Here is a 22,890-nt window from a genome sequence, read left to right as displayed (position 1 = left end):
ACCACCGGTACAGGGAACTTACGCATGCGTAGGTAGCATGCGTAGGCATGACAGCCTCGCCGGACCTCACCACCGCGGAGCAGCGCCCGGCGCTGCCGCAGCCGCTCCCCCTCAAGCCGAGACTCCGAGGCTGGCTGCACGCCGGGATGTTCCCCGCCGTGATCGTCGCGGGGCTCGTCCTCGTCGCCCTCGCCGACTCGCCGCGCGCCCGGATCGCCTGCGGCGTCTACGTGCTGACCGCGTGCCTGCTGTTCGGCATCAGCGCCCTCTACCACCGCGGCAACTGGTCCGCGCGCGGCGAGGCGGTGCTGCGGCGGCTCGACCACGCGAACATCTTCCTGATCATCGCGGGCACCTACACCCCGCTGACCCTGCTGCTGCTCCCCGAGTCCACCGGCCGCCCCCTGCTCTGGGCGGTCTGGGCGGCGGCCGCGGCCGGGATCGTGTTCCGGGTCTTCTGGGTCGGCGCCCCGCGCTGGCTGTACACGCCCTGCTACCTCGCGATGGGCTGGGCCGCCGTCTTCTTCCTGCCGGACTTCATGCGGGCCGGCGGCATCGCCGTCCTCGTCCTGGTGATCGTCGGCGGTCTGCTCTACAGCGTGGGCGGCGTCGTCTACGGCTTCAAGCGCCCCAACCCCTCGCCCCGCTGGTTCGGCTTCCACGAGGTCTTCCACTCCTTCACCCTCGTGGCGTTCATCGTCCACTACGTCGGCATCTCGCTGGTGGCCTACCAGCACGCCTGACGGCGACGAGCCTCGCTCGGGCATATGCCCCGTCCGGCCCCTGTGCCCGGTCCCCGGACCGGGCACAATGACCGCCATGACCCCCTCGGCCGCCCCCTCCCCGCGCCCCACCCTGCGCGAACGCAAGAAGCTCAAGACCCGCGCCGCCATCCGGAAGGCCGCCTACCAGCTCGTGGCCGAGCAGGGGTACGAGGCGACCACCCTGGAGCAGATCGCCGCCGCGGCCGAGGTCTCCCCCTCCACCGTCGCCCGCTACTTCCCGGTCAAGGAGGACATCCTCCTCAGCGACGACCAGGACGAGCTGCTGGTCGCCCGGCTGCGGGCCCGCCCGGCCGGCGAATCGCCGCTCGACTCGCTGCGCGCCGTCGTCCTCGACGCCGTCGCCGCCTCCCTGGCCGAGGAACCGTACGAGACCACGCTGCGCGCCCGGTTCGTGGTCGAGGTCCCCGCCGTCCGCGCCCGCTTCACCGAGACCACCGCCGAGACCGGCCGACTGCTGTCCGAGGCCGTCGCCGAGCGCACCGGCCGCACCCCCGACGATCTGGAGGTACGGGTCTTCACCGCGGCCGTCCTCGGGGCGATGCGCGAGGCCACGGTGCACTGGGCCGAACACGGCGGCCGCGTCGGCGACCTGGTCCCGCTCCTCGACCGGACCGTGGACCTCCTCCAGGCCGGCCTGACCCTCCGCTCCCCCGACGTCGCGCCCGGCACCTCCGCCGGCACCGGAAGCGCCGCTACCGCCGCCCCAGCGCGGCCCTGACCAGCGCCCCCGACACCGGATTGTCCGCGCAGCCCCACACCCCGTGCGGGCAGTAGTCGGTGAGGGTCTGGTACGCGGGCCGGTGCCGGGCGAACCAGTCGAGCATCCCCCGTACGTACGCCGGATCGTCCCCGTTGCGGAACAGCCCCCACTCCGGGAACGACACCGGTTTGCGGTGCTCCGCCGCGAACCGGGCGTGGAAGTCCAGTCCGTACGGCTCCGCCACCTGCTCCTCGAAGGAGAGCCCGGCCGGCTGGTCGTAGGCGTCCATGCCGATGATGTCGACCACGTCGTCGCCCGGGTAGCAGCGCGGCCACGGGATCGCGTCCCGGCCGCGGCTCGGCGTGAAGTCGAAGCGGAACCGCTGCCCCGGCACCTCCCGCAGCACCGCCACCACCCGCCGCCAGTACGCCACCCAGCTCTCCGGGTCCGGCGCGCAGCGGTGCGCGTACGTGGTGCCGTTCATCTCCCAGCCGAGCACCAGGACCGTGTCCGCCAGCCGGTGCGCCACGAGCCGCTCGCCGAGGGTACGGAAGTGCGCGTCGAACTCCCCGGCCGCGCCGCGCCGCAGCCCGTCCTGCACCTCCGCGTCGTCCAGGCCCTCCTCGCTGCGGTCGAGGAGGGGGACGTTGAGGACGAACAGCCGACCGGGCCCGGCCTGCTTCCACAGCGCCCACGGCTCGAACAGCTCGGGGTGGCCCTCGATGTTGGGCCAGCGGTCGCCGGGCAGATAGGTGTGCCCGACCCGCAGCGACGGCCCGCCCAGCCAGGCCTCCACGGCCGCGATCCGCCGTACCCCGGTCTCGTCCGAGCCGGTGAAGAAACCCGACGGCACCCCGGTCAGCCGGGCCGGCGCGCCCCACGCCGGGTCGGCGCCCTCACCGGTGTCCGCTCCGCCGCCGCGTCCCGGCCACACCCACCACACCAGCGACACGAGCAGCAGCACGACGGCGAGGATCGCGACCGGCACGGCCGGCGCGACCCGCGGAAGAGGGCGGCGGGGGCGGAGGGGGCGCACGTCAGCTGGTCCAGAAGTCCCACCAGCGGGTCAGGATCAGCATGCCGATGATCCCGATGTGCAGCAGCGGCGGCATGAACGCGAAGTCCGCGAAGAAGCCCCGCAGCGCGGCCGGCGCGGGCAACATCCCGTGCCTGACGTTGTGCGCGGTGACGTACCAGAACATGACGATCGTCGCGCACCAGGCCAGACAGCACCACAGGCAGAGCGAGTTGATCTCGTACAGCGACTGCCGCATCAGCCAGGTGCAGAAGCCGACACCGAACAGCATCCCGGCGTTCAGCCCCCGCCAGAACCAGGGGCGGTAGCGGGCGCCCGCCAGGATCCCGGCACCGACGGCGATCACGGCGGCGTACGTGACGAGGCCGAGCAGCGGGTTCGGGAAGCCGAACACCGAGGCCTGGGCGCTCTTCATGACGTTGCCGCAGGAGACGATCGGGTTGATGCTGCAGCCGGGCTGGAAGCCGGGGTCCTCGGCCAGCTTGATCTTGTCGATCGTGATGACCCAGGCGGCGAGCACCCCCGCCGCGCCCGTCACCATCAGCATCCAGGCGAAGGCCCGGCTCACCCCGGTCCCGGCGCCGCCCGCCTCCCCGCCGCTCCCGTCGTCCCGCCGGTGCCACTGCCCGGGGACCGCGCCCCCGTCCTGTAGGTCCACCGTCGCCATGGCGCCCGCTCCTCGTCCGCTCGGTTCGTTCGGTCGGTTCGTTCGGTCGGTTCGTTCGGTTCGTCGGCTCGCTTCGCCGGCTCGCTTCGCCGGCTCGCTTCGCCGGGCTCAGCCCTGGATCCGGCTCACCGGCACCATCAGATGGGCCGCGTTCCGTACGGTGTCCTGGTCGGCGACGAAGACCTTCAGGCGCGCCTCGGTGACCGGCTCCCCGGGGCGCCCGGCCGGCCACGGGGTGACCGGGACGATCAGATAGACCTGGCCGCTCTCGTGCGCCGCCGTCTCCCACTCGGCCGGGACCGGGCACTGCGCCGTCATGAACGGCAGCGTCAGGACCACGCGCTGCGCCTCGACCAGCAGATGGGCGCCGGCCCGCCGGTCCTGCGCGGTGTCCACGACCGCGCCGCCGACCGGTACGCCCATGCCGTCGAGCGCCGCCCGCAGCGCCATCACCCCGGCCTCCGGACCGTCCCGGCCGTCACCGAGCGAATACACCATCAGAAAAGGGGTGACGGGGCGGTCGCCGGCGGGGCCGATCGTCCACGCGATGACGGTCAGCGTTCCCAGCGGGCTTTCGCTGCGCGCCATGTCGAGAGCTTCGGAGGTGGTCATGAATCGGGATGCTAGGGGACGAACACCGGGGCCCCTCAGCCGAATTCACTCATTCGGCCGACATTCGCCCCGTTGGCAAATACGGCGCAACGAACCGGCGTTTTCCTCGTTATGCATACACGGCCTCCCCCTATTCTCGGCGAGGGGGACTTCGCCGACCTCAGGAGATCACTCATGATCGTCCCGCGGCTCGTTTCACGCCGCTCCGCCGTGCGCTCCCTCTTCGCGCTGTCCGTCACCGCGTTCACGGGCGGCGCGCTCGGCCGTATCGCCTCCGCCGGCTCCACAGCGCCACCGCCGCTCGTGGACCCCGTGCTCTTCGACGAGCTGTACGCGGGCCGGCGCATCCAGGGGCTGCGGGGGGCGGCCGGCGGGCCGATCGTGCTCGTCGACGGGCTGCCCCTGCATCTGATGCGCTGCGCCGACGGCGGCTGGGTCACCCCGGTCGACCACTACGAGATCTGCCCGACGCCGCTGGCGGCCACCCGCGCCGCCGTGGACGCGCTGGGCCCCTCCCGGCCGAGCCGGCTGGCCGCCGCGCACGGCGCGCACGCCTACGACCGGTCCGCGCCCCCCTCCCCGTCCGCCTCCGACCGCGGTCCGGGCGCCCGGACCGGAGGGAGCCCCCGTGGCGTACACGCGTAAGGACCAGCGCGATCTGACGAAGACGGAACGCAAGCGCTTCGTCGACGCCGTCCTCGGACTCAAGAAGTCCGGGCAGTACGACGACTTCGTCCGCACCCACATCGACTACTACGTCGCCGACGGCGAGGGGCAGCTGCGCGTCGCGCACATGTGCCCGAGCTTCCTGCCCTGGCATCGCAAGTTCCTGCTGGAGTTCGAGCGGGCGCTGCGCACGGTCGACGAGTCGGTGACCGTGCCGTACTGGGACTGGACCCGCGACAACACCCCGGACGCCTCGGTGTGGGCCGACGACTTCCTGGGCGGCAACGGCCGTTCGAGCGACTACCAGGTCACCACCGGGCCCTTCGCGTACAAGCGCGGCCAGTGGGACATCCGCTACGGGATGACCGAACAGAGCTTCCTCAGCCGGGACTTCGGCCGTCCGCGCAATCCGCTCACGCTGCCGACGGCGGCGGACGTCGACGCGGCGCTGAAGCAGAAGGCGTACGACTCCTCGCCCTGGAACTCCACCAGCCCCTCGGGCTTCCGCAACCGCCTCGAAGGCTGGGGCGGCGGCGAGGGCAACGAGCGGTTCCGGCTGCACAACCGGGTGCACCGCTGGGTCGGCGGGCAGATGCTGGGCGGCGGCTCGGTCAACGACCCGGTGTTCTGGCTGCACCACTCGTACATCGACATGCTGTGGTCGCGCTGGCAGTCGCAGAACCCGAAGGCCGGCTATCTGCCCAAGAGCCAGCCGGCGGAGGGCGACCCGCAGCACGACAAGGTCGCGGCCCTGAACGACCCGATGGCCCCGTGGGACGTGACGCCCGCGGAGATGCTCGACCACAGCTCGATCTACCGCTACGCGTGAACGGCGCGCCGGCCTCGGACGCGCACACGGATGTCCCCCCGGTCCGTCCGGACCGGGGGGACATCGGCGTTGTCACGGTGCCGCGCGCGCGTGCGCGGGCGGACGGTCAGCCGCCGTAGCCGCCCTGGCCGTAGCCGCCGGGGGCGGCGGGCTTGGCGTCGGCGTTGATGCAGGTGTTGCCGAAGGCCGGGTTCAGCAGACCGATGACATTGATGCTGTTGCCGCACAGGTTGATCGGCACGTGAACCGGGACCTGGATGGCGTTGCCGGAGATGACACCCGGGGAACCCACGGCGGCGGCACCGGCACCGGCGTCGGCGACGGCCAGACCGGCCCCGCTGAGGGCAACGGCACCGGTGCCGGCGATGACGGCGGCAGCCTTCGCGAAGCGAGACATCAACCACTCCTTGAACGAGGAAACACGACCGCGCGAACCACGGTCACGCGTCCTTCAACGGCGCGGGCGCGAACGGGTCACGGCCATTGCCCCGAATGGTGACGGTTCGGGGAGGGTTCGAGGATGGTTCGGGGGCGGTGTGCGGCAGCGGGGGGCGGGCTCCGGGCCGGGTCCGTACGGCGGGATGGCCCGCGGATCGCCCGTGTGCCCGCCGTCGGCTACGGCGGGACGCACTGGGATCCGCGAGCCGCGGCCATGCGACAAGCCTTCTGTTGCAACGAGCGCTTTCCGTACGGGTAGCGGGAAGAATCGTCTCTGCACGGGCTTCTTCACGCCCTCTTCACCGGCCTCGACACGCCGGTTTCCGACGGTTCACGCGGGCTCCTCGGGTCCGGCCGCCCGCGACGACGCGTACGGCCCCCACCGCGGGTGCGGTGAGGGCCGTACGGGAATCGGATGCCGGCGGACCGTCAGCGACGGGTACGCGACAGGCGGTTGCCGCGCAGGACCATCAGGGTGCCGCCGACGAGCAGGGTGGCGCCGAGGGCCCCGGCGCCCGCCACGACGGCGGGGTCGCTGCCGGTCTCCGGCAGGTGCGGGGGCTCGCCGTGCCCGCCGTAGCCGTCGTCGTCCCCGTAGCCGCCGGGGTGCTCCGGCTTGCCGCCGTAGCCGTCGTCGTCGCCGTAACCGCCCGGCTCGGGCTTGCCGCCGTAGCCGTCGTCGTCCCCATAACCACCGGGCTTGGGCGGCTTCGGCTTCCCGCCGTAGCCGTCGTCGTCCCCGTACCCGCCGGGCTTCGGGGGCTTGGGCTTGCCGCCGTAGCCGTCGTCGTCGCCGTACCCACTCGGCTCGGGCTTGGGCGGCTTCGGCTTCGGGTGCTCCGGCTTGCCGCCGTAGCCCTCGTCGCCGCCGTTGTCCCCGTAGTCGCTCGGGGGTTCGGGCTTGGGCGGCGGGGTGCCGTGGTCGTCGCCGTACCCCTCGTCGCCATAGCCGCCGGACTCGCGGTCCGGGGCCTGGTCACGGCCCTGGTCACGGCCTTCGTCACGGCCTTCGTCACGGCCCTGGTCACGACCCTCGTCGTGCCCCTGGTCGCGGCCTTCGTCGCGGCCGTCGTGCTTCTCCTGGCCGTCGCCCTGGCCTTGGGCCTCGTGCCGGCCCTGGGACTCGCCGTCGCCCTGGGACTCGGGCCGACCCTGCTCCTGGGAGCCCTCGGCGGCGCCGCTCTGCGGGAGGGCCGACTCGACCGCCTTGTGGCAGATCTCGGCGACGGCCGCGGCGATGCCGCCGCGCTGGGCCCCGTCGCCGCAGACCTCGGCCGGCTCGGGGAGCCGCACCGAGGCGACGGCCCCGTTCCCGGTCGTGTCCTCGGCGGCGGCCGACGCCGCGGAGTTCGCCACGAGAGCGAAACCGCCGGACAACGACAGCAGTCCGGTCACCGCCGCGGCGGTGAGCATTTTCCTGGTGATTCTGGGTCGCATACCGCTCTTCCTCTGAACACACGCCGTCCGAAATGCGTGAAGTCAGGAGGACTGTAGGGACGAGATAAGCCAACACGCCCGAAACGGCACGGCGGGGAATCCGAAAATCATTCAATCGGACGTCTCGATGAGCTCAAGAAAACGCGGCCCCGACGCCAAGTGGCGTGCGGGGCCGCGTCCGATGCGACGGGGCGGCCGGAATTCCGGCCGGTCCTCAGCCTCCCAGCGCGCCGCCGATCGGCAGCCCGCCGAGCAGCGAGGTCGCGCCCTTGCCGACCTTGTTCACCTGGGAGGCGGTGTCGGTGACGGCCTTGACCGGGGAACCGTCCGTGGTGCTGCTGAGCGCCTCCGTCGCCAGTCCGCTGCTGGTGAGCGCGCCCAGGCCACCGTCCAGGCTGGTGGGCAGCGCCGACTCCGCGGCCATCGCGGGCGCGGCCACGCCCAGGGCCATGACAGAACCGGCGACGGCCGCGGCAACCTTGGTGGGCTTCATGAAGAGGGTCCTTCCGTGTGACTGCAAGTCGCTTGCCGCACAGGGATCTTGGGATCCCGTACGTCGTTTCCTCTTCTTGTAACGAGACGTACGGCCGCCGGAAACTCCACGGCGGCGGAATTCCTCCGCACGGCACCCGAATGACGACGACGCCGGTGCGATCGAACGACCAGTCACACCACACCCAGCCCCTCCACCCCGCCCGACCCGGCCGGATCGGACATCCGGACGGCCCGCACCCCGCACACGCACACCCGTTCGCACCCCCGTCACCCCCTCGCGCCCCACCGCCACCGGGCCAGCCGTGATCGCACACGGCGACGACAGAACTACCGAGCGCCATCAATCCGTTCGAGTGAATCGCCTCGGCGCTCCGCTCACTCCGGGGGCGTACGCCGTTTCATCGGACGGCGCACGTGGTGCGCGGATCGGCACGACAGCGAGTGAAGAAGTGAACGGAAAACACAGGACACGAGGAACCCGCCGCAGAGCCGACGGGACATCCGGAGCCTCATGGACGGCACCGGGTCCGGCGCACGAAAAGAGCCGGCGCGTCGCCCCGGTCGGGGGCGGCGCGCCGGCCTCGGAAGAACAGCGATCCGGCGTACGGGATCAGGCGTTGACGCAGGTGTTGCCGAAAGCCGGGTTCAGGACGCCGACGATGTCGATCGTGTTGCCGCACAGGTTGATCGGCACGTGCAGCGGAACCTGGATGACGTTGCCGGAGATGACACCCGGGGAACCCACGGCGGCGGCACCGGCGCCGGCGTCGGCGGAGGCGATACCGGTGGCACCGGCAAGAGTGGCGGCGGCGCCGACGGACAGCACGACGGCCTTCGCGATACGGGACATGGGGAACGTCTCCTCGATTGAAATGTCACTCGGACGGCGCGGGCGGTTTCGCCCGGCATCTACCTCAACGCGCGGGGCTTTCATCGGTTGCTCTCCCAAATGGGTGACGTTCAACCGATCTTTGGGCCATAGGAGGTTCATTCGAGCCTCAGGACCGGGATACCCGCGACACGCCCAACGAGGAACCCGCCGACCGGATACGGAAGTTCGGGAACGCGGTCGGCGCATCCTCAGTATCGCCGGGCCCGGGGGTTATAACGGACAGGAACGTTGCTTCCCGTCCCGTCGCGCGTTCCCTCCTTTCGCGTGGCCGATGCCTTCCTCTCTCCCGGTCTTTACGGGTCTTCCCTTCCTTCCCTCAGCAAAGCGGAGAACCTGTATGTGGAATTCAGCGGATTCCGCCGCGCCTCCGGGCCCGGCGTCCACGGTGCCGCGGACGGCGCTCCCGGCCACCCGCCACGCCTGCGCCCACGTCCGCGTCCCGGCCCGCTGCCCCGTCCACGTTCCCGTCCCTGTTCCCGGCCCTGTTCCCGTCCCTGTCCCCGGCCGCGCGACCGTGCTCGTTTCCGCTCGCGTGACCGTCCGCGTCCGCATCGCCGAAGGCGCGTATTCCGCGTGTTCCGCGTATGCGGCGTATTCCGTGGGCTCCGTGACGGGCCCGATGAACCCCGGCATCACACCTACGGCGGCGGCACACCGGAAGGAACGCTTTCCCGTCTCCTTTCCGGTCCGGGGGTACGCATCCGAATTCTTCGATCCGCGGGGGACGCAGCGTCATGGGGCCGATCGTTTCCACATCCGCCACCACCGGCCGGGATTCCGCCGGCGCCCTGTCCGGCACGCCCGGGGGCCCTGGCGGGCGGACGCCGGGGACTGAGGTGCGCACGGACGTGCTGCACGCCGTCCAGCCCGGCGACGGCGGGGTCGCCCGGGTCGTCACCGACCTGGTCCGCGCCCAGCGCGCGGCGGGCCTGCGGGTCGCCGTGGCCTGCCCGCCCGGCACCGAACTCGCCGCCGCCGTACGGGCGGAGGGCGTCCGTACGTACGCCTGGCGGGCCGGCCGCGACCCCGGCCCGCGGCTGGTCGCCGAGACCCGCGAGCTCGGCCGGCTGATCCGTGCCCTCGCCCCCGCCCTGGTCCACGCGCACAGCGCCAAGGCCGGCCTGTGCGCCCGACTCGCCCTGCGGGGACGGATTCCGACGGTCCATCAGCCGCACGCCTGGTCCTTCGAGGCGGTCACCGGCGTCACCGCCGCGCTGGCCCGCGGCTGGGAACGCTGGGCCGCCGCCCGGTGGACGGCGCGGCTGGTCTGCGTGAGCGAGGCCGAGCGCCGTACGGGCGAGGCGGCGGGCGTCCGCGCGCCCTGGACCGTCATCCGCAACGGGGTGGACACCGGCCGCTTCACTCCCGGCGCGCCCGAGGGCCCGGCCGCCCTGGACACCGTCGGCGGACCCCTCGTCGTCTGCGTCGGGCGGCTGTGCCGGCAGAAGGGGCAGGACGTGCTGCTCGCCGCCTGGCCCGCAGTGACCGCGGCGGTGCCCGGCGCGCGGCTCGTCCTGGTCGGGGACGGGCCGGACGCGGCGCGGCTGCGGGCCGCCGCCGGGCCGTCCGTACGGTTCACCGGCGCGGTGGCCGACCCCGCGCCCTGGTACCGGGCCGCCGACCTGGTCGTCCTGCCGTCCCGTTGGGAGGGCATGGCGCTCGCGCCGCTGGAGGCGATGGCCTGCGGCCGGCCCGTGGTGCTCGGCGACGTCGCCGGGGCGCGCGAGAGCCTGCCGCCCGGCCACGCGGCGCCGTGTCTGGTCCCGCCCGGCGACCCGGCCGCGCTCGCCGCCGCGCTCGGCCGGCTGCTCGCCCGGCCCGCACTGCGGCAGACGCTGGGCCGGGAGGCCCGCGAGCACGTACTCAGCAGATTCGATGTGCGGCGCACCGGCGCGGCCGTCGCGGAGCTCTACCGCGAACTGGCCGGAGTGCGGGGCACGGAGCACAGAGAGCCGATGGCGCAGTGACGACGGAAAGCACCAGCATCCCTTCTTCTCCGGGCTCCCGGCCGGCTGCGGGCCGGTTCCCGTACGGGTCCGCCCTCGCCGCGCCGCGCGGTGCCGCCGGCCGGCGGCCGGTGCTGCCGCCGCGCCGCCCGGCGCGCCCGCGGCGCGCCGCCGCACCCCTGGTCGCGGCCGACGCGGCCGCCGTCCTGCTCGCGGTGGCCGTGCTGTCGGCGGCGCACCGGCGCTGGGAGGTACCGCTGTTCGTGGCCGCCTTCGTCATGCTGCTCGACGGCCGGGCCGGGCTCTACCGGCCGTCGGCGGGTGCACGCGGCGGGGTCCTCGACGAGCTGCCCGCGCTCGCGGCCCGCGCCGGGGTCGCCTGGTGCGGGACGGCGGCGGCGGTCGCCGCGTACGCCCCCGGGATGGCGATCGCCCCGCTCCGGCTCGGCGCCGCGTACGGCACGCACGTCCTCGTGGTGACCGTGGCACGCGGGCTCGTGCACGCGCGGCGGCGGCGGATGGCGCGGGAGCGGCCGCGCTCCGCGCTGGTCGTCGGCGCGCCGGGCGCGGCCCGCCGGTTCGCGGCGGCGCTCGCGCAGCACCCGGAGTACGGCATCCGGCCGGTCGGGATCGTCGGCACCCGGCACGACGGCGCCGGACCCGACGGGGAGCGCGGTCTGCCGGTGCTGACCTCGGCGGAGGAGATCCACCGGGCGGTCATCCAGAACACCGTGCGCGACGCCGTGTTCCTGTCCGACGACGCGGGGCTGCTGACGCTGTTCCAGCACTTCGGCTGCGTCACCTGGCGGGTCGGCCGCACTCCGTCGGGCGCGACGGCTGCCGGGGCGATGAACGGCCACCTCTGGGGGTACGGCTGCCGGCGGCTGCTGCCGGCGGCCGAACGGCGCGGGCTCACCGCCAAGCGGGCCCTCGACGTGGCGCTCGCCGGGCCCGCGCTGGCGTTCGCGCTGCCGGTGCTGCTGCTGTGCGCGCTGGCGGTGCGGCTCTCGGACGGCCCCGGGGTGCTGTTCCGGCAGGAGCGGGTGGGGCAGCACGGCCGGCTGTTCACGCTGCTGAAGTTCCGTACGCTGCGGCCGTCCGACGAGACGGAGGCGGCGACCCGCTGGAGCGTGGCCCACGACCGCCGGATGAGCGCGGCCGGGCAGTTCCTGCGCAAGACCTCGCTGGACGAGCTGCCGCAGCTGTGGAACGTGCTGCGCGGGGACATGAGCCTGGTCGGCCCGCGGCCCGAACGCCCGCATTTCGTCGCGCAGTTCAGCCGGGTGCACGCGGGGTACGCGGCCCGGCACCGGATGCCCGTGGGGCTGACCGGGCTGGCCCAGGTGCACGGGCTGCGCGGCGACACCTCGATCGAGGACCGCTGCCGCTTCGACAACCACTACATCGACCACTGGTCGCTCTGGCAGGACGTGTGCATCCTGCTGCGCACGGCGGCCGAACTCGTGCGACCGACGGGAAGCTGACCGATGACGACAGCGGCGGTGGACCCGGGTGTGGTGGCCTCGGGTGCGGGCCTCGGCACGGGTGCCGGCACGGACGCGGGTGCGGCGGGTACAGCGGGTGCGGACGCGGGCTTCGGGGTACGGGAGGGGGCGCGCCGGGCCGTACGGCTCGCGCCGGTCCTCGCCGTGATCGCCCTGCTCCTCGTGCCGGGCGGCGGCGGGGCCGGGTCGCAGGGCGGGACGGGCGGCACCGGCACGGTCGCCGACGCCGCGTCGGGGCTGCTGGTCCTCGTCTGCCTGGTGCGGGCGGTACGGAGCGGGGCGCGGCCCCTGACCCGTACGGCCGCCGTGGTGCTCGGCCTGCCGGTGCTCGGCGTGTGTCTGGCGGCCGTCACCTCGAACGACCCGGGCGCGAGCCTGCCCGGCGTCGCCCGCTACCTCCAGATCTTCGTGCTGGTCCCGGCCGCGGTCCTGCTGTCGGTCCGCGACCGGCGGGACTTCGCCGTGCTGGCGTGGGCGCTGGTGGGGCTCGGGCTCGCCGAGGGCGCGGTGGGGGTCGCGCAGTACGCGACCGGCACCGGCGCCTCGTACCAGGGCGAGGACGTGCGGGCCGTCGGCACCTTCGGCGCGACCGATGTGATGGGCATGGCGACCGTGGTGGCGTACGGCCTGGTCGCCGCCACCGGGCTCGCGCTCGGCGGCCGGCCCGGGCGGGCCCGGACGGCGGCGGTGGCGTGCGCGGTGCTGCTGTGCGTCCCGCTGGTGCTGTCCTTCAGCCGGGGCGCGTGGATCGCGACGGTGGCGACCTGCGGGATCCAGCTGCTGCTCGCGGGCGTACGGCGGGCGGCGCGGGTGGCGGCGGTCGTGGCCGCGCTCGGGGTCGTCCTGGTCGGCGGGTTCGGGGTCGGCTCGGCCATGGTCGAGGAGCGGGTCGCGAGCATCACGCGGGTCGCGGCGGCGCCCGACCAGTCGGTGACCGACCGGTACACGCTGTGGGCGGCGGCCGGGCGCATGTGGCGCGAGGAGCCGCTGACCGGCGTCGGCCTGAAGGAGTTCCCCGCCTACCGGGACGCGCACGCCTCACTGGCCCTGTCCTCCGGCAGCGACACGGCGGGCGCGGGCGCGGCCTTCACACGGCAGCCTCTGCTGTCCCCGCACAACATGTATCTGCTGGTCCTCGGCGAGCAGGGACTGATCGGGCTGCTCGCCCTCGCGGGCGGCTGGGCGGCGCTGCTGGCCGCCGCCCTCCGGCGGGGGTGGGGGCGGAGCCGGGCACGGCCTGTCCCCGGCTGCGCGCTGGTGGCGACGGGGCTGCTCGTCTGGCAGCTCGTCGACTTCTGTTACGCGGACATCGGCGGGCCCTCGACGGTCCTCGTGTCGGTCGTCCTCGGGCTCGCGGCCTGGTGGTCGCTGACGGAGGTGCGCCGTGCTTGATCCCTGGTCGGATGCCGCGCAGGCCCCGACGGACGCGTCCGCGCCGACGCCCGGACGGCGGTCCGCGGCCGACGCGGACGCTCCCGCGGCGGGCTCCGCGGCCTGGACCGTCTTCGAGACGGACGCGGTGTGCGGACTGCCGCCGGCCGGGGACGCGTGGGTGCCGTTCACGCCGGGTGATCCGGGCGGGCCCGGCGCCGATCCGTGGCGGCCGGGCGGACCGACCGACGCACGGCCCGGAATGTCCACGGTCACGAAGGATTCCGGGGCGGGGAAGACACCTGAGGCCGGTGTGAAGCCCGAGGCGGGCGGGGCGTCCCGGCGCGGGGCGGCCTGGGCGCCGTCCGGGGGGTTCCTGATGCGGGCCGCGTTCGTGACGGCGGCGCTCACCGCCGTCGGCGCGGTGCTGGGGCTCCTGCGGGACCAGATCCTGGCCCGGTACTTCGGCGCCGGGGCGGAGACGGACGCGTTCCTGGTGGCGTGGACGGTGCCGGAGTTCGCCTCGACGCTCCTGATCGAGGACGCGATGGCGCTGATCCTGGTGCCCGCGTTCGCGCGGGCGCTGGCCCGCCGGGGCGCGGGGGCGGAGCCCGGCGAGACGCCGCTCGCGGACCCCGTACGTGCCCTCGTCCGGCACACGATGCCCCGGCTGGTCGTGACGGTCGCCGCCGTCGCCGCGCTGCTCGTGGCGGGCGCGCCGGAGCTGGTGGACCTGCTGGCGCCCGGTCTGCCCGACCCGGCGCTCGCGGTGGACTGCACGCGCCTGACGGCGACGTGCGTGCTGTCGTTCGCGCTCGCCGGATACTGCTCGGCGGCGCTGCGGGCGCACGGTTCGTTCCTGGCGCCGGCCGCGATCTACGTGGCGTACAACGTGGGCATCATCGGCACGACCCTCGTGCTGCGCGAGCCGTTCGGGGTGCGCGCGGCGGCGGCCGGGGTCGCGGCCGGCGCGGTGCTGATGGTGCTGATCCAAGCCCCTTCTCTCGTACGGGAGTTGCGCGGGCGGTCGACTCCTTCGGCGTCGCGCCCGGCGGCGGACGGACCGGTGACGGACGGGCCCGTGGCGGACGGACCGGTGGCGGGCGACGGCGGGACACTGCTGGCCCTGGGGATGATCGCGCCGGTCGTCGTGTTCGCGCTGACGCGTCAGTCGCAGACGCTGATCGAGCGTTTCCTCGCCTCGCCACTGCCCGCCGGCGCCATCTCGCATCTCAACTACGCGCAAAAGGTCGCGCAGATGCCGATGACCGTCTCGCTGATACTGTGCACGGTCAGTTTCCCGGTGGTGGCCCGCACCCTCGCCGCCGGAGACACGGAGGCGGCCCGCCGCCGGGTCGAGCGCGATCTGCTGCTCGCCGCGGTCGTCGTTCTCGTCGGCGCGTCGACGGTGATCGCCGCCGCACCGCAGATCGTGGAACTCCTCTTCCAGCGCGGCGCGTTCGACGCCGCCGACACCGCCGCCACGGCCGGGGTCATGCGGGTGTACACGCTCGGGCTGCTCGGCCAGACGATGGTCGGCGCCCTGGTCCGCTGCTACTTCTCCGCCGCCCGCCCGCTCTGGTACCCGGCCGCCGCCATGGGCTGCGGGCTGTCCGCCACCGCCGTCGCGGGGGCTGCGGGCGCGCAGCTGTGGGGTGCCGCCGGGATCGCGGGCGCCAACGCGCTCGGGATCACCGTGACCGCCGTGATGCTGCTGTGCGGGGCGCGCCGCCAAGCCGTGCCGATCGACGTCCGGCGGCTCGGCGAGGGCCTGTTGCGGCTCGCGACCGCCGGGGCGTGGGCGACCGGCGCGGGCTGGCTGTGCGCGCGGCCGGTCACCCCGCCCCTGCTCGCCACCGCCGTCGCGGCGCTGGTGGTCACGGGCGTGTTCCTGCTGTTCGTGGCGTGCGCCGCCACGGCCCCCGGCATCCCCCTGCTCCCCCGACCCCGTTCCCGTTCCCGTGCCGAGTCCCCGCGCAAGCCCCGTTCCCTGTCCCCGCCCCGTTCCCGCTCCCGTGCCGCACGTGGATCCCGTACCGCCCGTACCTCTCCGCGAAGGACCCCCCATGCCCGCGCCCGCCGCGCTGCGCCGCCTGCTGCCGACCCCGCCCCTGTGGATCGCGATGTACCACTCGGTCGCGGACCCGTCCGATGACCCGTACCGCGTGACCGTCTCCCCCGCCCGCCTCGGCCGCCAGCTGCGCTGGCTGGCCGACCGGGGCCTGACCGGGGTGTCCGTACGGGAACTGCTCGCGGCCACCGCGGAGGCGCGGGCGGCCGGCATGGTCGGACTGACCTTCGACGACGGGTACACGGACTTCCTGGACGCGGCGGTGCCGCTGCTGCACCGGTACGGCTTCACGGCGACCGTGTACGTGCTGCCCGGGCGGCTCGGCGGCGACAACGCCTGGGACCCTCTCGGCCCGCGCAAGCCGCTGCTCGACGCGGACGGCATCCGGCGGGCGGCGGCGGCCGGCATGGAGATCGGCTCGCACGGCCTGCGCCATGTGGACCTCACCCGCGCCGACGACGCCACGCTCGACGCCGAGATCCGGCACAGCCGGGAGCTGATCGAGGAGATCACCGGCACGGCGGCGGAAGGGTTCTGCTACCCGTACGGGGCGGTCGACCCGCGCGTCGTCCGGGCCGTCGGCCGAGCCGGATACCGCTACGCCTGCGCGATCGACCCGGGCCCGCTGAGCGGCCCCTACACCCTGCCCCGGGTGCACGTCGGCGAGGCGGACACGGCCTGGCGGCTCACCGCGAAGCGGGTGCTGCACCCGCTGCGGCGGCGTCGGCCCGCAGGCCCGCTGCCCGTCCAGAGCGGGCCGGAGCGGGTGACCGTCTCATGAGTGAAACAGCCCGCCCCCACCGGGACTTGAAGGTCCTGCATGTCATCACCGGGCTCGGCGTCGGCGGCGCCGAGCAGCAACTCCGGCTGTTGCTCCGGTACTTGCCGGTGCGGGGCCGGGTGGTGACGCTCACCAACCCGGGTCCGGTCGCCGACGGCATCGAGGCGGACGGCACCCCCGTCACCCATCTCGGCATGACCGGCAACCGCGATGTCGGCGCGCTGCCCCGCCTCACCCGGCTGATCCGGCAGGGCCGTTACGACATCGTGCACACCCATCTGTACCGGGCGTGCGTGTACGGCAGGCCGGCCGCCCGGCTCGCCGGGGTGCGGTCCGTCGTCGCGACCGAGCACTCGCTGGGCGACGCCCAGATCGAGGGCCGGCCGCTGTCCGCCGGGACCCGGGCGCTGTACCTGGCGACGGAGCGGCTCGGCACCTCCACCGTCGCCGTCTCGCCGAGCGTGGCCCGGCGGCTCGCGGACTGGGGCGTGGCGCCCTCCCGGATCCGGGTCGTCCCGAACGGCATCGAGGCGGCCCGCTTCGCCTTCGACCCGCTCGCGCGGGCCCGGGCACGGTCGCTGCTCGGGCTGCCCGTGGACGCGTTCGTGGTCGGCGGGGTGGGACGGCTGGTGGCCGGGAAGCGGTTCGACCGGCTCGTACGGGCGGTGGCGGCGGTCCCGGAGGCCCGGCTGCTGCTCGTCGGCGAGGGCGAGCGGCGGACCGAGCTGCTGCGGATCGCCGCGGAGTGCGGGGCGGCCGGGCGGGTGCTCCTGACCGGCGCGGTGCCGGATCCGCCCGAGCGCGGCGCGGACCGGAGGCCCGATCTGCCGTCGCTGCTGGCAGCGATGGACCTGTTCGTGTCGGCCTCCCCCGACGAGGCGTTCGGGCTCGCGGTCGTCGAGGCGCTGGCGGCGGGGCTGCCGGTCCGGTACGCGGCCTGCCCGGCGCTCGACGACCTGCCGCCGGACGCGGTACCGGCGGCCCGGCGTGTCGGCTCGTCCGTGGCCGAACTCACCGCCGCGGTCAAGGACTTCGCCCGACAGCGGGCGGCCGGCCGGTCCGAGCGGCCGGCGCCGCCCGAGGCGGTCCACCGCTACGACATCGCGCACAGCGCGGAGCAGTTGCTGTCCCTCTACCAGCGGGCCGCGCACGGCCCGGCCCTTCCGTGAAGCGAGAGCAGATCCATGAGCAGTACGCCCGGTACGCCGAGTACTCCCCGCACGAGCACCACGAGCACCACGAGCACCACGAGCACCACGACCAGCACGCCCAGCACGCCCAGGACCCGTACGCTCTCCCTCGCCCGCTGGATGGTGCTGCCCGCCGCCGTCCTGGCGGGCGCGGCGGCCGGCGGCGGCTACGGCGTCGTGAAGACCCCGCAGTACGCGGCGACCAGCTACGTCGTCGTCGTGCCGGGCGAGAAGACCGATCCGGCGGCGGCGCTCGGCTTCGCCCAGGCGTACGGGCGGGTGGCCACGGACCTCGCGGTGAGCGGTGACGCGCAGCTGTGGGCGGGGGTCTCGGCCGGGACGCTGCGCTCCAGTGTCCAGGCGGCGACCTCGCCGGACGCGCCGATGATCTCGATCACCGCGCGGTCGTCGAAGCCGGCGAAGGCGGTGGCGATGGCGGACGGGGTGGCCCGGTCGCTGGTCCTCGACAGCGCGCACGCGGCCGCCGACACGGGAGTGAAGGTCGTCGAGTTCGCGCGGGCGACGAAGCCGGTCTCGCCGGTGTCGCCGTCGGCGCGGCTCGCGGCGCTGGTCGGGGCGTGCGCGGGCGGACTGCTCGGCGGCCTCGGACTGCTCGTCCGGCCGAGGCGGAAGGCGCGCGACACCGTCCGGGGCGGGCCGTCGGCGACGGCCCCGGCGTCCGTTCCGGCACCCGCCTCCTCCCCGTCCCCGACCACCACCCCGGCCCCGGCCCCGGCCTTGGCCCTCCAGCAGCCCGAACCGGAGAAGGTATGAGAACAACGGACGGCCGGGGCCTGCGGGCCGAAGTCTGCCGGAACCCGGGCGTGTTCCGGCTACTCGGCCCCGAGTGGGCGGATCTGTACGGGCGTTGCGCGACGGCGACCCCCTTCCAGTCGCACGCGTGGCTGCACTCCTGGTGGCTGTCGTACGGGCGGCCGCGCACGCTGCGGGTGATCCTCGTCCGGCGTGCCGATGGCACCCTGGTCGCCGCCGCGCCGCTGATGCGGTCGGCGGGCCCCTTCTCGAAGCTGACCCAACTGGGCGGTGCCATCACGGACTTCACCGACGTCCTGGTCGACGACAGCTGCCCGGAGGCGGTGCCCGTGCTGGCCGCCGCGATCGCCCGGGTGGCGCGCGGCACGGTGCTCGACCTGCGGGAGGTACGGCCCGGGGCGGCGGCCGAGCGGCTCTACGCGGCCTGGACCGGGCCCCGGCGGCGCCTGCCGGACTCGGACTGCCTGGAGCTGCCCGCCGTACCGATGGAGGATCTGCTGGAACGGATCCCGTCGGGCAAGGCGCAGCGGATGCGGGCGAAGTTCCGGAAGCTGGACGCCCTCGGCATCGACGCGCGCGTGGTGCCCGCCCCCGAGGTCCCGGCCGCCCTCGACCGGCTGCTCGCCCTCCACCGGCTCCAGTGGCAGGGACGGGGGGTGACCGCCGAGCACACGAGCGGACGGTTCGCCCGGCATCTGGCGCGGGCGGTGCGGCCGATGGTCGAGCGCGGGGACGCGATGGTGACCGAGTTCCGGCTGGACGGGGCCGTGGTGTGCGCGGACCTCACCCTCGTCTCGCCGCGTCTGGCGGGCGGCTATCTGTACGGCGCCGACCCGGCGCTGCGGGCCCGCAAGGTCGACGTGGCCGCGATGCTGCTGCGCCACGGCGCGCGGGAGACCAGCGGGCACGGCCGGGCCACGCTGAGCATGCTGCGCGGCACCGAACCGTACAAGCACCACTGGCGCCCCGAGACCGTGCCCAACCGCCGCTTGATGCTGGCGGGCCCGGCGGCGCGCCCGCTGCTGTGGGCCCGGGTGGGCGCGGCGCTCGGGCGGCGCTGGGCGGCGCGGCAGGCGCGGGAACGGGAGTGGCTGGGCCGGGCGGTCCGGCGGGCGGGGCTAGGCGGCGCCTGAGCCCCGCCCGGCCGCGGCTAGGGCCTTTCTTTTGGGTCAGGCTGGATCAGGGAGCGGGGTCCGGTGCGGGTGATCGCAAGGCGGAGGAGGGAGACAACGCGGTGGGGGTACCTCCCGTGCCCGAAGGGCTACGGGGGAGTTGGCGACTGACGACAACGCGGCGAGCGCGCGTGCCGGGGCACGCGAGCCCAGCAAGATCCAAAAGAAAGGCCCTACGACTGCGGGGTCCCCGCGGTTGCGGCGGGTGCCGGGGACGGAGCGGGTGTCCGGACCGGAGCGGGTGTCCGGACCGGGGCGGGCTTCGCCGGCTCGGCCTCGTACAGCATCTGCTGGAAGACCCGCGAGGACCGCGGGTTGGCGCCGCACTGCCAGACGCCGTGCGGGCAGTAGTCGGTGATCGTGTGGTACACCGGCCGGTGCCGGGCCATCCACTCCAGCATGCTCCGCATGTACGCGGGGTTGTCCCCGTTCCGGAACAGGCCCCACTCCGGGTAGGAGACCGGCTTGCGGTGCAGGGCCGCGAAGTCGACCTGCGCCCGCAGCCCGTACGGCTCGTTCACGTGCTCGTCGAAGCGCGAGCCGGCCGGCTGGTCGTAGGAGTCCATGCCGATGACGTCGACGACGTCGTCCCCGGGGTAGCACGCGGTCCAGGGGATGGCGTCGAGGCCGCGGCTCGGCGTGAAGTCGAAGCGGAACCTCTGCCCCGGCACGGCGCGCATCGCCGTCACGACCCGCTTCCAGTACCGCTTCCACGCGGTCGGGTCGGGCGCGCAACGGTGGGCGTACGTCGTGCCGTTCATCTCCCAGCCGAGGACGATCTCGGTGTCCGGGGCGCCCAGCGCGACCAGGCGCCCCGCCAGCGTACGGAAGTGGTCGTCGTAGTACCCGGCGGCGCCCCACTGGAGCCGGCGGCGCACGTCATCGTCGCTGACGGCCGTCTCGCTGGCGTCCAGCATCGGCACGTTGAGGACGAGCAGCCGGCCGGCGCCGCGGGCGCGCCAGCCCGCCCAGGGGGCGAGGAGCGCGGGCGGGCCCTCGATGCCGGTCCAGTGGTCGCCGGGCAGGTACGTGTGGGCGACCCGCAGTGCGCGGCCGCCGAGCCAGTCCCCGAGCCGGTCGAGCCGGGCCACTCCGGCCGGCCCGGACTCCAGGAACGCGCCCATGGAGCCGGCCGGGTCCGCCCGGGGCGCCGGGGCCGCGGGCGCAGCCGGGACGGATGCCGGAGCAGGAGCAGGGGTCCCGGAGGACGCCGGGACGGGCGTCGAGGGGGCAGGCGCCGGGCCGGGCGCGGGGGTGGCGTATCCGGCGGCCGGAGGCGACAGCGTGAGAGGGCACGCGGCGAGCAGGACGGCGGTGAGCACCCCCGACCGCCACCCGCCCGGATTCCTGCGCTTCCGATGGGGCATGGAGTTCCTTCCCGCGTTCCCCCGTACGCGATATGACGAGACGTCAGTGAGAAGTGAAGGGGCCCTGGGGCATCCGGACCCGTACATCGAAGAGGCCGACCCCGGGGAGCACGGTGGACACTCCCCGGAGCCGGCCTCCTTCCGGCGCGGACGTCAGCTGTTGATGCAGATGTTGCCGCCGGCCGGGTTCAGGAGGGCGAGGATGTCGACGGTGTTGCCACAGACGTTGGCCTGGAGGTGGATCGGGACCTGGATGACATTGCCCGACAGGACGCCCGGCGAGCCGACGGCCACGCCCTCCGCCTCCGCGTCGGCCATCGCCGGAGCGGCGGCGCCCAGGGCCAGCAGCAGACCCGCGACGGCCACGGCGGCCTTCTTGCACTTCATTTCTTCTGATCCTTTCCGCGGCGGAAGAGAATGCACGGATTTCGTGCCGCACGGGCGCACGACGTGCCCCCGCCTTCCGCCACACGATTCCTCACGACCTTTCCACCGCGGGGAAGGTCCGCCACGCACCGACCGGCACATTCACTCTATTGACCGGTCGAATTCCCCCGTCGATGCGGCCAGATAGGTGCTCTCGCGAGCCGCTCCCACTCCCGGTCCGGAACGCCGGGCACCGCCCGTCCGGACTCGGCCCATTGCCGGGCCAGGGAGGTGTAGAGGGGCAGCTGCTCTGGGGGGACGACCGGCGGATCCGCCCTGTGCCGGCTCTTCGGAATGAAGGCCATCCGCTCCCATTTCCCGGGATCGGGCGCCATTTTCGGCTCCTTCCGCTGAGGTTCGGGCATCATGGCACAGCCGCCACGGGAGGGTGATTCGAACATTGCATGTCGCGTGGCGTATCTATGTGCAAGAACGACCGATTTAACGTTTCTCCCATGAGATTTCCCGGCGCGCGCCCCCGTATCCACCCCGACACCCATACGCACACCTGTCCGCCGCCACGTCCGCCCACCCGGAGAAGACGGCTGCTGCTCCTCACCACGGCCCTCGTCACGCTCGGCACGGGCGGCGCCATCGCCGCCGCACCGCCCGGTCTGCCGGCCCCGGAGGAGGGGCTGAACCTGCTCGTGGTCGGCGTCGACTCCCGCGCCGGGCTGACCGACGACGAGAAGGAGCGCTACCGCCTCGGCCACAGCGAGTGCGCCTGCACTGACGTGATGATGCTGATGCACGTCTCGGCGGCCGGTGACCGGGTGAGCGTGGTGAGCCTGCCGCGCGACTCCCTCGCGCGATTCCCGTCCGGGCACACCGACCGGAGCACCGGCGAGACGCACTCCGCCCACCCGGCGAAGATCAACAACGCCTGGAAGGAAGGCGGTCCGGCCTTCACGATCCGGACCGTCGAGGCGATGACCGACCTCCCCGTGCACCGCTACCTCGAAGTCGACTTCCGCCGCTTCATGGACACGGTCGACGCCGTCGACGGGGGCGTCCCGGTCTGCACCCCGACCCGGCTCAAGGACCCGGTCACCGGCCTCGACCTGGCCCCCGGCACCACGGCCCTGCGGGGCGGCGAGGCCCTCCAGTACGTCCGGTCGCGGCGCGCGGACGGCAAGATGGACTTCGGCCGCATCCAGAAGCAGCAGAAGTTCCTCGCCAACCTGCACCACACCCTGCGCGGCGGGCTGCTCAACAGCCCCGACGCGCTGCGCGCCCTCGCCACCACCCTGCGCGGCACGGGACAGGGCGAGCGCGGCGTCTCGGTGACCGAACTGGTCGAGCTGGCAGGCCGGTTGAAGGACCTGCCGCCGTCCCGCACCGAGTTCGCGGTCGTGCCGGTACGCGGCTTCAACCCCGACATCGAGGGGGTCGGCTCCACCCTCGCCTGGGACGAGCGGCAGGCCGGCGAGGTCTTCGCGGCCCTGCGCGCCGACCGCCCCCTCCCGCGCCTCGCGCCCGCCGCCCCGAGTGACATTCCGCAGGGCCTCGGCGAGTACCGGCCGGTCGAGGGCGGTGCGCTGCTGTGCGCGTAGCGCCGTAAAACCGCCGTGGTCCCTAGCGGAGCCCGCGGTCCAGCTCCCGCGCGTCCGTCACCGGCGCCTCGCACACGAAGTGGCGGCAGACGTAGGCGGCGGCCCGGCCGTCGACCAGCGGGCGGTCGCGCAGCAGTGGGAACTCGTCGCCGCCGGGCCGCCCGGCGGCGAGGACCG

22 protein-coding genes are annotated in these 22,890 nt (G+C 74.2%); 13 read left to right on the top strand and 9 right to left on the bottom strand.

The genetic code is table 11. From position 1 onward, the window contains the following. The first annotated feature begins 47 nt into the window (after positions 1-47). Together trhA and ABZ693_RS23520 are read left to right on the top strand one after the other, a co-directional pair. Positions 48-743: a PAQR family membrane homeostasis protein TrhA gene (gene trhA / locus ABZ693_RS23525; protein WP_359880556.1), complete on the top strand. Its 696-nt coding sequence runs from the start codon at positions 48-50 to the stop codon at positions 741-743. Positions 744-819: 76 nt separating this feature from the next. Next, positions 820-1,503, top strand: a complete 684-nt coding sequence (locus ABZ693_RS23520; protein ID WP_470440685.1) for a TetR/AcrR family transcriptional regulator — start codon at positions 820-822, stop codon at positions 1,501-1,503. Here ABZ693_RS23520 and ABZ693_RS23515 read toward each other — a convergent pair. From ABZ693_RS23515 to ABZ693_RS23505, 3 genes are all read right to left on the bottom strand, one after another. Continuing rightward, entirely contained in the window at positions 1,478-2,473 is a 996-nt protein-coding gene (locus tag ABZ693_RS23515; protein ID WP_435842517.1) for a glycoside hydrolase family 26 protein, read from the bottom strand. The two genes, ABZ693_RS23520 and ABZ693_RS23515, sit on opposite strands and share 26 nt — an antisense overlap. 49 nt (positions 2,474-2,522) lie before the next feature. Further along, on the bottom strand, positions 2,523-3,188 hold the full coding sequence (locus ABZ693_RS23510; RefSeq protein WP_359880550.1) for a vitamin K epoxide reductase family protein: 666 nt from the start codon (positions 3,186-3,188) through the stop codon (positions 2,523-2,525). Between the two features lie 108 nt (positions 3,189-3,296). Next, on the bottom strand, positions 3,297-3,800 hold the full coding sequence (locus tag ABZ693_RS23505; protein ID WP_359880547.1) for a DUF5949 family protein: 504 nt from the start codon (positions 3,798-3,800) through the stop codon (positions 3,297-3,299). A gap of 174 nt (positions 3,801-3,974) precedes the next feature. Between ABZ693_RS23505 and ABZ693_RS23500 the strand changes: the two genes are divergently transcribed. Beyond that, complete coding sequence (locus ABZ693_RS23500; RefSeq protein WP_359880545.1) at positions 3,975-4,445, top strand: tyrosinase family oxidase copper chaperone; 471 nt, start codon at positions 3,975-3,977, stop codon at positions 4,443-4,445. Further along, positions 4,429-5,295 carry a tyrosinase family protein gene (locus ABZ693_RS23495; RefSeq protein WP_359880542.1) on the top strand — a complete coding sequence of 289 codons (867 nt, stop codon included), beginning with the start codon at positions 4,429-4,431 and terminating at the stop codon, positions 5,293-5,295. The genes ABZ693_RS23500 and ABZ693_RS23495 overlap by 17 nt, the downstream gene beginning before the upstream one ends. Before the next feature lie 106 nt (positions 5,296-5,401). On the opposite strand, the gene ABZ693_RS23490 is transcribed toward ABZ693_RS23495, so the two are convergent. The 4 genes from ABZ693_RS23490 to ABZ693_RS23475 form a co-directional block, all read right to left on the bottom strand. Beyond that, the gene (locus tag ABZ693_RS23490) at positions 5,402-5,692 is read right to left on the bottom strand and encodes a chaplin (protein ID WP_359880540.1); all 291 of its coding nucleotides are present in this window, start codon (positions 5,690-5,692) and stop codon (positions 5,402-5,404) included. 470 nt (positions 5,693-6,162) lie between these two features. After that, complete coding sequence (locus tag ABZ693_RS23485; protein WP_359880537.1) at positions 6,163-7,170, bottom strand: hypothetical protein; 1,008 nt, start codon at positions 7,168-7,170, stop codon at positions 6,163-6,165. 214 nt (positions 7,171-7,384) lie between these two features. Beyond that, positions 7,385-7,663 carry a hypothetical protein gene (locus ABZ693_RS23480; RefSeq protein ID WP_359880534.1) on the bottom strand — a complete coding sequence of 93 codons (279 nt, stop codon included), beginning with the start codon at positions 7,661-7,663 and terminating at the stop codon, positions 7,385-7,387. A 612-nt stretch (positions 7,664-8,275) separates the two neighbouring features. Continuing rightward, a complete protein-coding gene (locus ABZ693_RS23475; RefSeq protein WP_359880532.1) occupies positions 8,276-8,515 on the bottom strand; it encodes a chaplin in 240 nt (79 codons plus the stop codon). An 878-nt stretch (positions 8,516-9,393) separates the two neighbouring features. Here ABZ693_RS23475 and ABZ693_RS23470 point away from each other — a divergent pair. The 8 genes from ABZ693_RS23470 to ABZ693_RS23435 all read left to right on the top strand — a co-directional run bounded on the left by ABZ693_RS23470 (position 9,394) and on the right by ABZ693_RS23435 (position 19,328). Then, complete coding sequence (locus ABZ693_RS23470; protein WP_359880529.1) at positions 9,394-10,524, top strand: glycosyltransferase; 1,131 nt, start codon at positions 9,394-9,396, stop codon at positions 10,522-10,524. Further along, positions 10,521-11,987 (top strand): exopolysaccharide biosynthesis polyprenyl glycosylphosphotransferase, encoded by a 1,467-nt coding sequence (locus ABZ693_RS23465; RefSeq protein ID WP_359880526.1) that lies wholly within the window; start codon positions 10,521-10,523, stop codon positions 11,985-11,987. Before ABZ693_RS23470 ends, ABZ693_RS23465 begins: the two co-directional genes overlap by 4 nt. Positions 11,988-11,990: 3 nt before the next feature. Continuing rightward, positions 11,991-13,400 carry an O-antigen ligase family protein gene (locus ABZ693_RS23460; protein ID WP_359880523.1) on the top strand — a complete coding sequence of 470 codons (1,410 nt, stop codon included), beginning with the start codon at positions 11,991-11,993 and terminating at the stop codon, positions 13,398-13,400. 241 nt (positions 13,401-13,641) lie between these two features. Continuing rightward, complete coding sequence (gene murJ, locus ABZ693_RS23455) at positions 13,642-15,534, top strand: murein biosynthesis integral membrane protein MurJ (protein WP_435842518.1); 1,893 nt, start codon at positions 13,642-13,644, stop codon at positions 15,532-15,534. Beyond that, positions 15,446-16,231 (top strand): polysaccharide deacetylase family protein, encoded by a 786-nt coding sequence (locus ABZ693_RS23450; RefSeq protein ID WP_359880517.1) that lies wholly within the window; start codon positions 15,446-15,448, stop codon positions 16,229-16,231. Before murJ ends, ABZ693_RS23450 begins: the two co-directional genes overlap by 89 nt. Before the next feature lie 26 nt (positions 16,232-16,257). Further along, complete coding sequence (locus ABZ693_RS23445; RefSeq protein WP_359880680.1) at positions 16,258-17,400, top strand: glycosyltransferase; 1,143 nt, start codon at positions 16,258-16,260, stop codon at positions 17,398-17,400. 141 nt (positions 17,401-17,541) lie between these two features. Next, the gene (locus ABZ693_RS23440; protein WP_359880677.1) at positions 17,542-18,195 is read left to right on the top strand and encodes a YveK family protein; all 654 of its coding nucleotides are present in this window, start codon (positions 17,542-17,544) and stop codon (positions 18,193-18,195) included. Beyond that, complete coding sequence (locus ABZ693_RS23435; RefSeq protein ID WP_359880514.1) at positions 18,192-19,328, top strand: GNAT family N-acetyltransferase; 1,137 nt, start codon at positions 18,192-18,194, stop codon at positions 19,326-19,328. Before ABZ693_RS23440 ends, ABZ693_RS23435 begins: the two co-directional genes overlap by 4 nt. A gap of 212 nt (positions 19,329-19,540) precedes the next feature. Here the strand turns inward: ABZ693_RS23435 and ABZ693_RS23430 are convergent, their stop codons facing one another. Together ABZ693_RS23430 and ABZ693_RS23425 are read right to left on the bottom strand one after the other, a co-directional pair. Beyond that, positions 19,541-20,734 (bottom strand): glycoside hydrolase family 26 protein, encoded by a 1,194-nt coding sequence (locus ABZ693_RS23430; protein WP_359880512.1) that lies wholly within the window; start codon positions 20,732-20,734, stop codon positions 19,541-19,543. A 153-nt stretch (positions 20,735-20,887) separates the two neighbouring features. Continuing rightward, complete coding sequence (locus tag ABZ693_RS23425) at positions 20,888-21,121, bottom strand: chaplin (RefSeq protein ID WP_359880509.1); 234 nt, start codon at positions 21,119-21,121, stop codon at positions 20,888-20,890. 494 nt (positions 21,122-21,615) lie between these two features. On the opposite strand from ABZ693_RS23425, the gene ABZ693_RS23420 reads away from it, so the two are divergent. Further along, entirely contained in the window at positions 21,616-22,713 is a 1,098-nt protein-coding gene (locus ABZ693_RS23420) for an LCP family protein (protein WP_359880507.1), read from the top strand. The last annotated feature ends 177 nt before the right edge of the window (positions 22,714-22,890 follow it).

It is taken from the genome of Streptomyces laurentii (assembly GCF_040635425.1).
In the GTDB taxonomy this organism is placed as follows: Bacteria; Actinomycetota; Actinomycetes; order Streptomycetales; family Streptomycetaceae; genus Streptomyces; species Streptomyces laurentii.
The sequence above is the reverse complement of the archived record's forward strand: the minus strand, read 5'-3'. Positions and strand labels throughout refer to the sequence as shown.

Coding starts and splice junctions, on each gene's coding strand:
- trhA (WP_359880556.1), top strand. CDS start 48: ATGACAGCCTCGCCGGACCTCACCACCGCGGAGCAGCGCCCGGCGCTG.
- ABZ693_RS23520 (WP_470440685.1), top strand. CDS start 820: ATGACCCCCTCGGCCGCCCCCTCCCCGCGCCCCACCCTGCGCGAACGC.
- ABZ693_RS23510 (WP_359880550.1), bottom strand. CDS start 3,188: ATGGCGACGGTGGACCTACAGGACGGGGGCGCGGTCCCCGGGCAGTGG.
- ABZ693_RS23505 (WP_359880547.1), bottom strand. CDS start 3,800: ATGACCACCTCCGAAGCTCTCGACATGGCGCGCAGCGAAAGCCCGCTG.
- ABZ693_RS23500 (WP_359880545.1), top strand. CDS start 3,975: ATGATCGTCCCGCGGCTCGTTTCACGCCGCTCCGCCGTGCGCTCCCTC.
- ABZ693_RS23490 (WP_359880540.1), bottom strand. CDS start 5,692: ATGTCTCGCTTCGCGAAGGCTGCCGCCGTCATCGCCGGCACCGGTGCC.
- ABZ693_RS23485 (WP_359880537.1), bottom strand. CDS start 7,170: ATGCGACCCAGAATCACCAGGAAAATGCTCACCGCCGCGGCGGTGACC.
- ABZ693_RS23480 (WP_359880534.1), bottom strand. CDS start 7,663: ATGAAGCCCACCAAGGTTGCCGCGGCCGTCGCCGGTTCTGTCATGGCC.
- ABZ693_RS23475 (WP_359880532.1), bottom strand. CDS start 8,515: ATGTCCCGTATCGCGAAGGCCGTCGTGCTGTCCGTCGGCGCCGCCGCC.
- ABZ693_RS23460 (WP_359880523.1), top strand. CDS start 11,991: ATGACGACAGCGGCGGTGGACCCGGGTGTGGTGGCCTCGGGTGCGGGC.
- murJ (WP_435842518.1), top strand. CDS start 13,642: ATGTCCACGGTCACGAAGGATTCCGGGGCGGGGAAGACACCTGAGGCC.
- ABZ693_RS23450 (WP_359880517.1), top strand. CDS start 15,446: ATGCCCGCGCCCGCCGCGCTGCGCCGCCTGCTGCCGACCCCGCCCCTG.
- ABZ693_RS23440 (WP_359880677.1), top strand. CDS start 17,542: ATGGTGCTGCCCGCCGCCGTCCTGGCGGGCGCGGCGGCCGGCGGCGGC.
- ABZ693_RS23435 (WP_359880514.1), top strand. CDS start 18,192: ATGAGAACAACGGACGGCCGGGGCCTGCGGGCCGAAGTCTGCCGGAAC.
- ABZ693_RS23430 (WP_359880512.1), bottom strand. CDS start 20,734: ATGCCCCATCGGAAGCGCAGGAATCCGGGCGGGTGGCGGTCGGGGGTG.
- ABZ693_RS23425 (WP_359880509.1), bottom strand. CDS start 21,121: ATGAAGTGCAAGAAGGCCGCCGTGGCCGTCGCGGGTCTGCTGCTGGCC.
- ABZ693_RS23420 (WP_359880507.1), top strand. CDS start 21,616: ATGAGATTTCCCGGCGCGCGCCCCCGTATCCACCCCGACACCCATACG.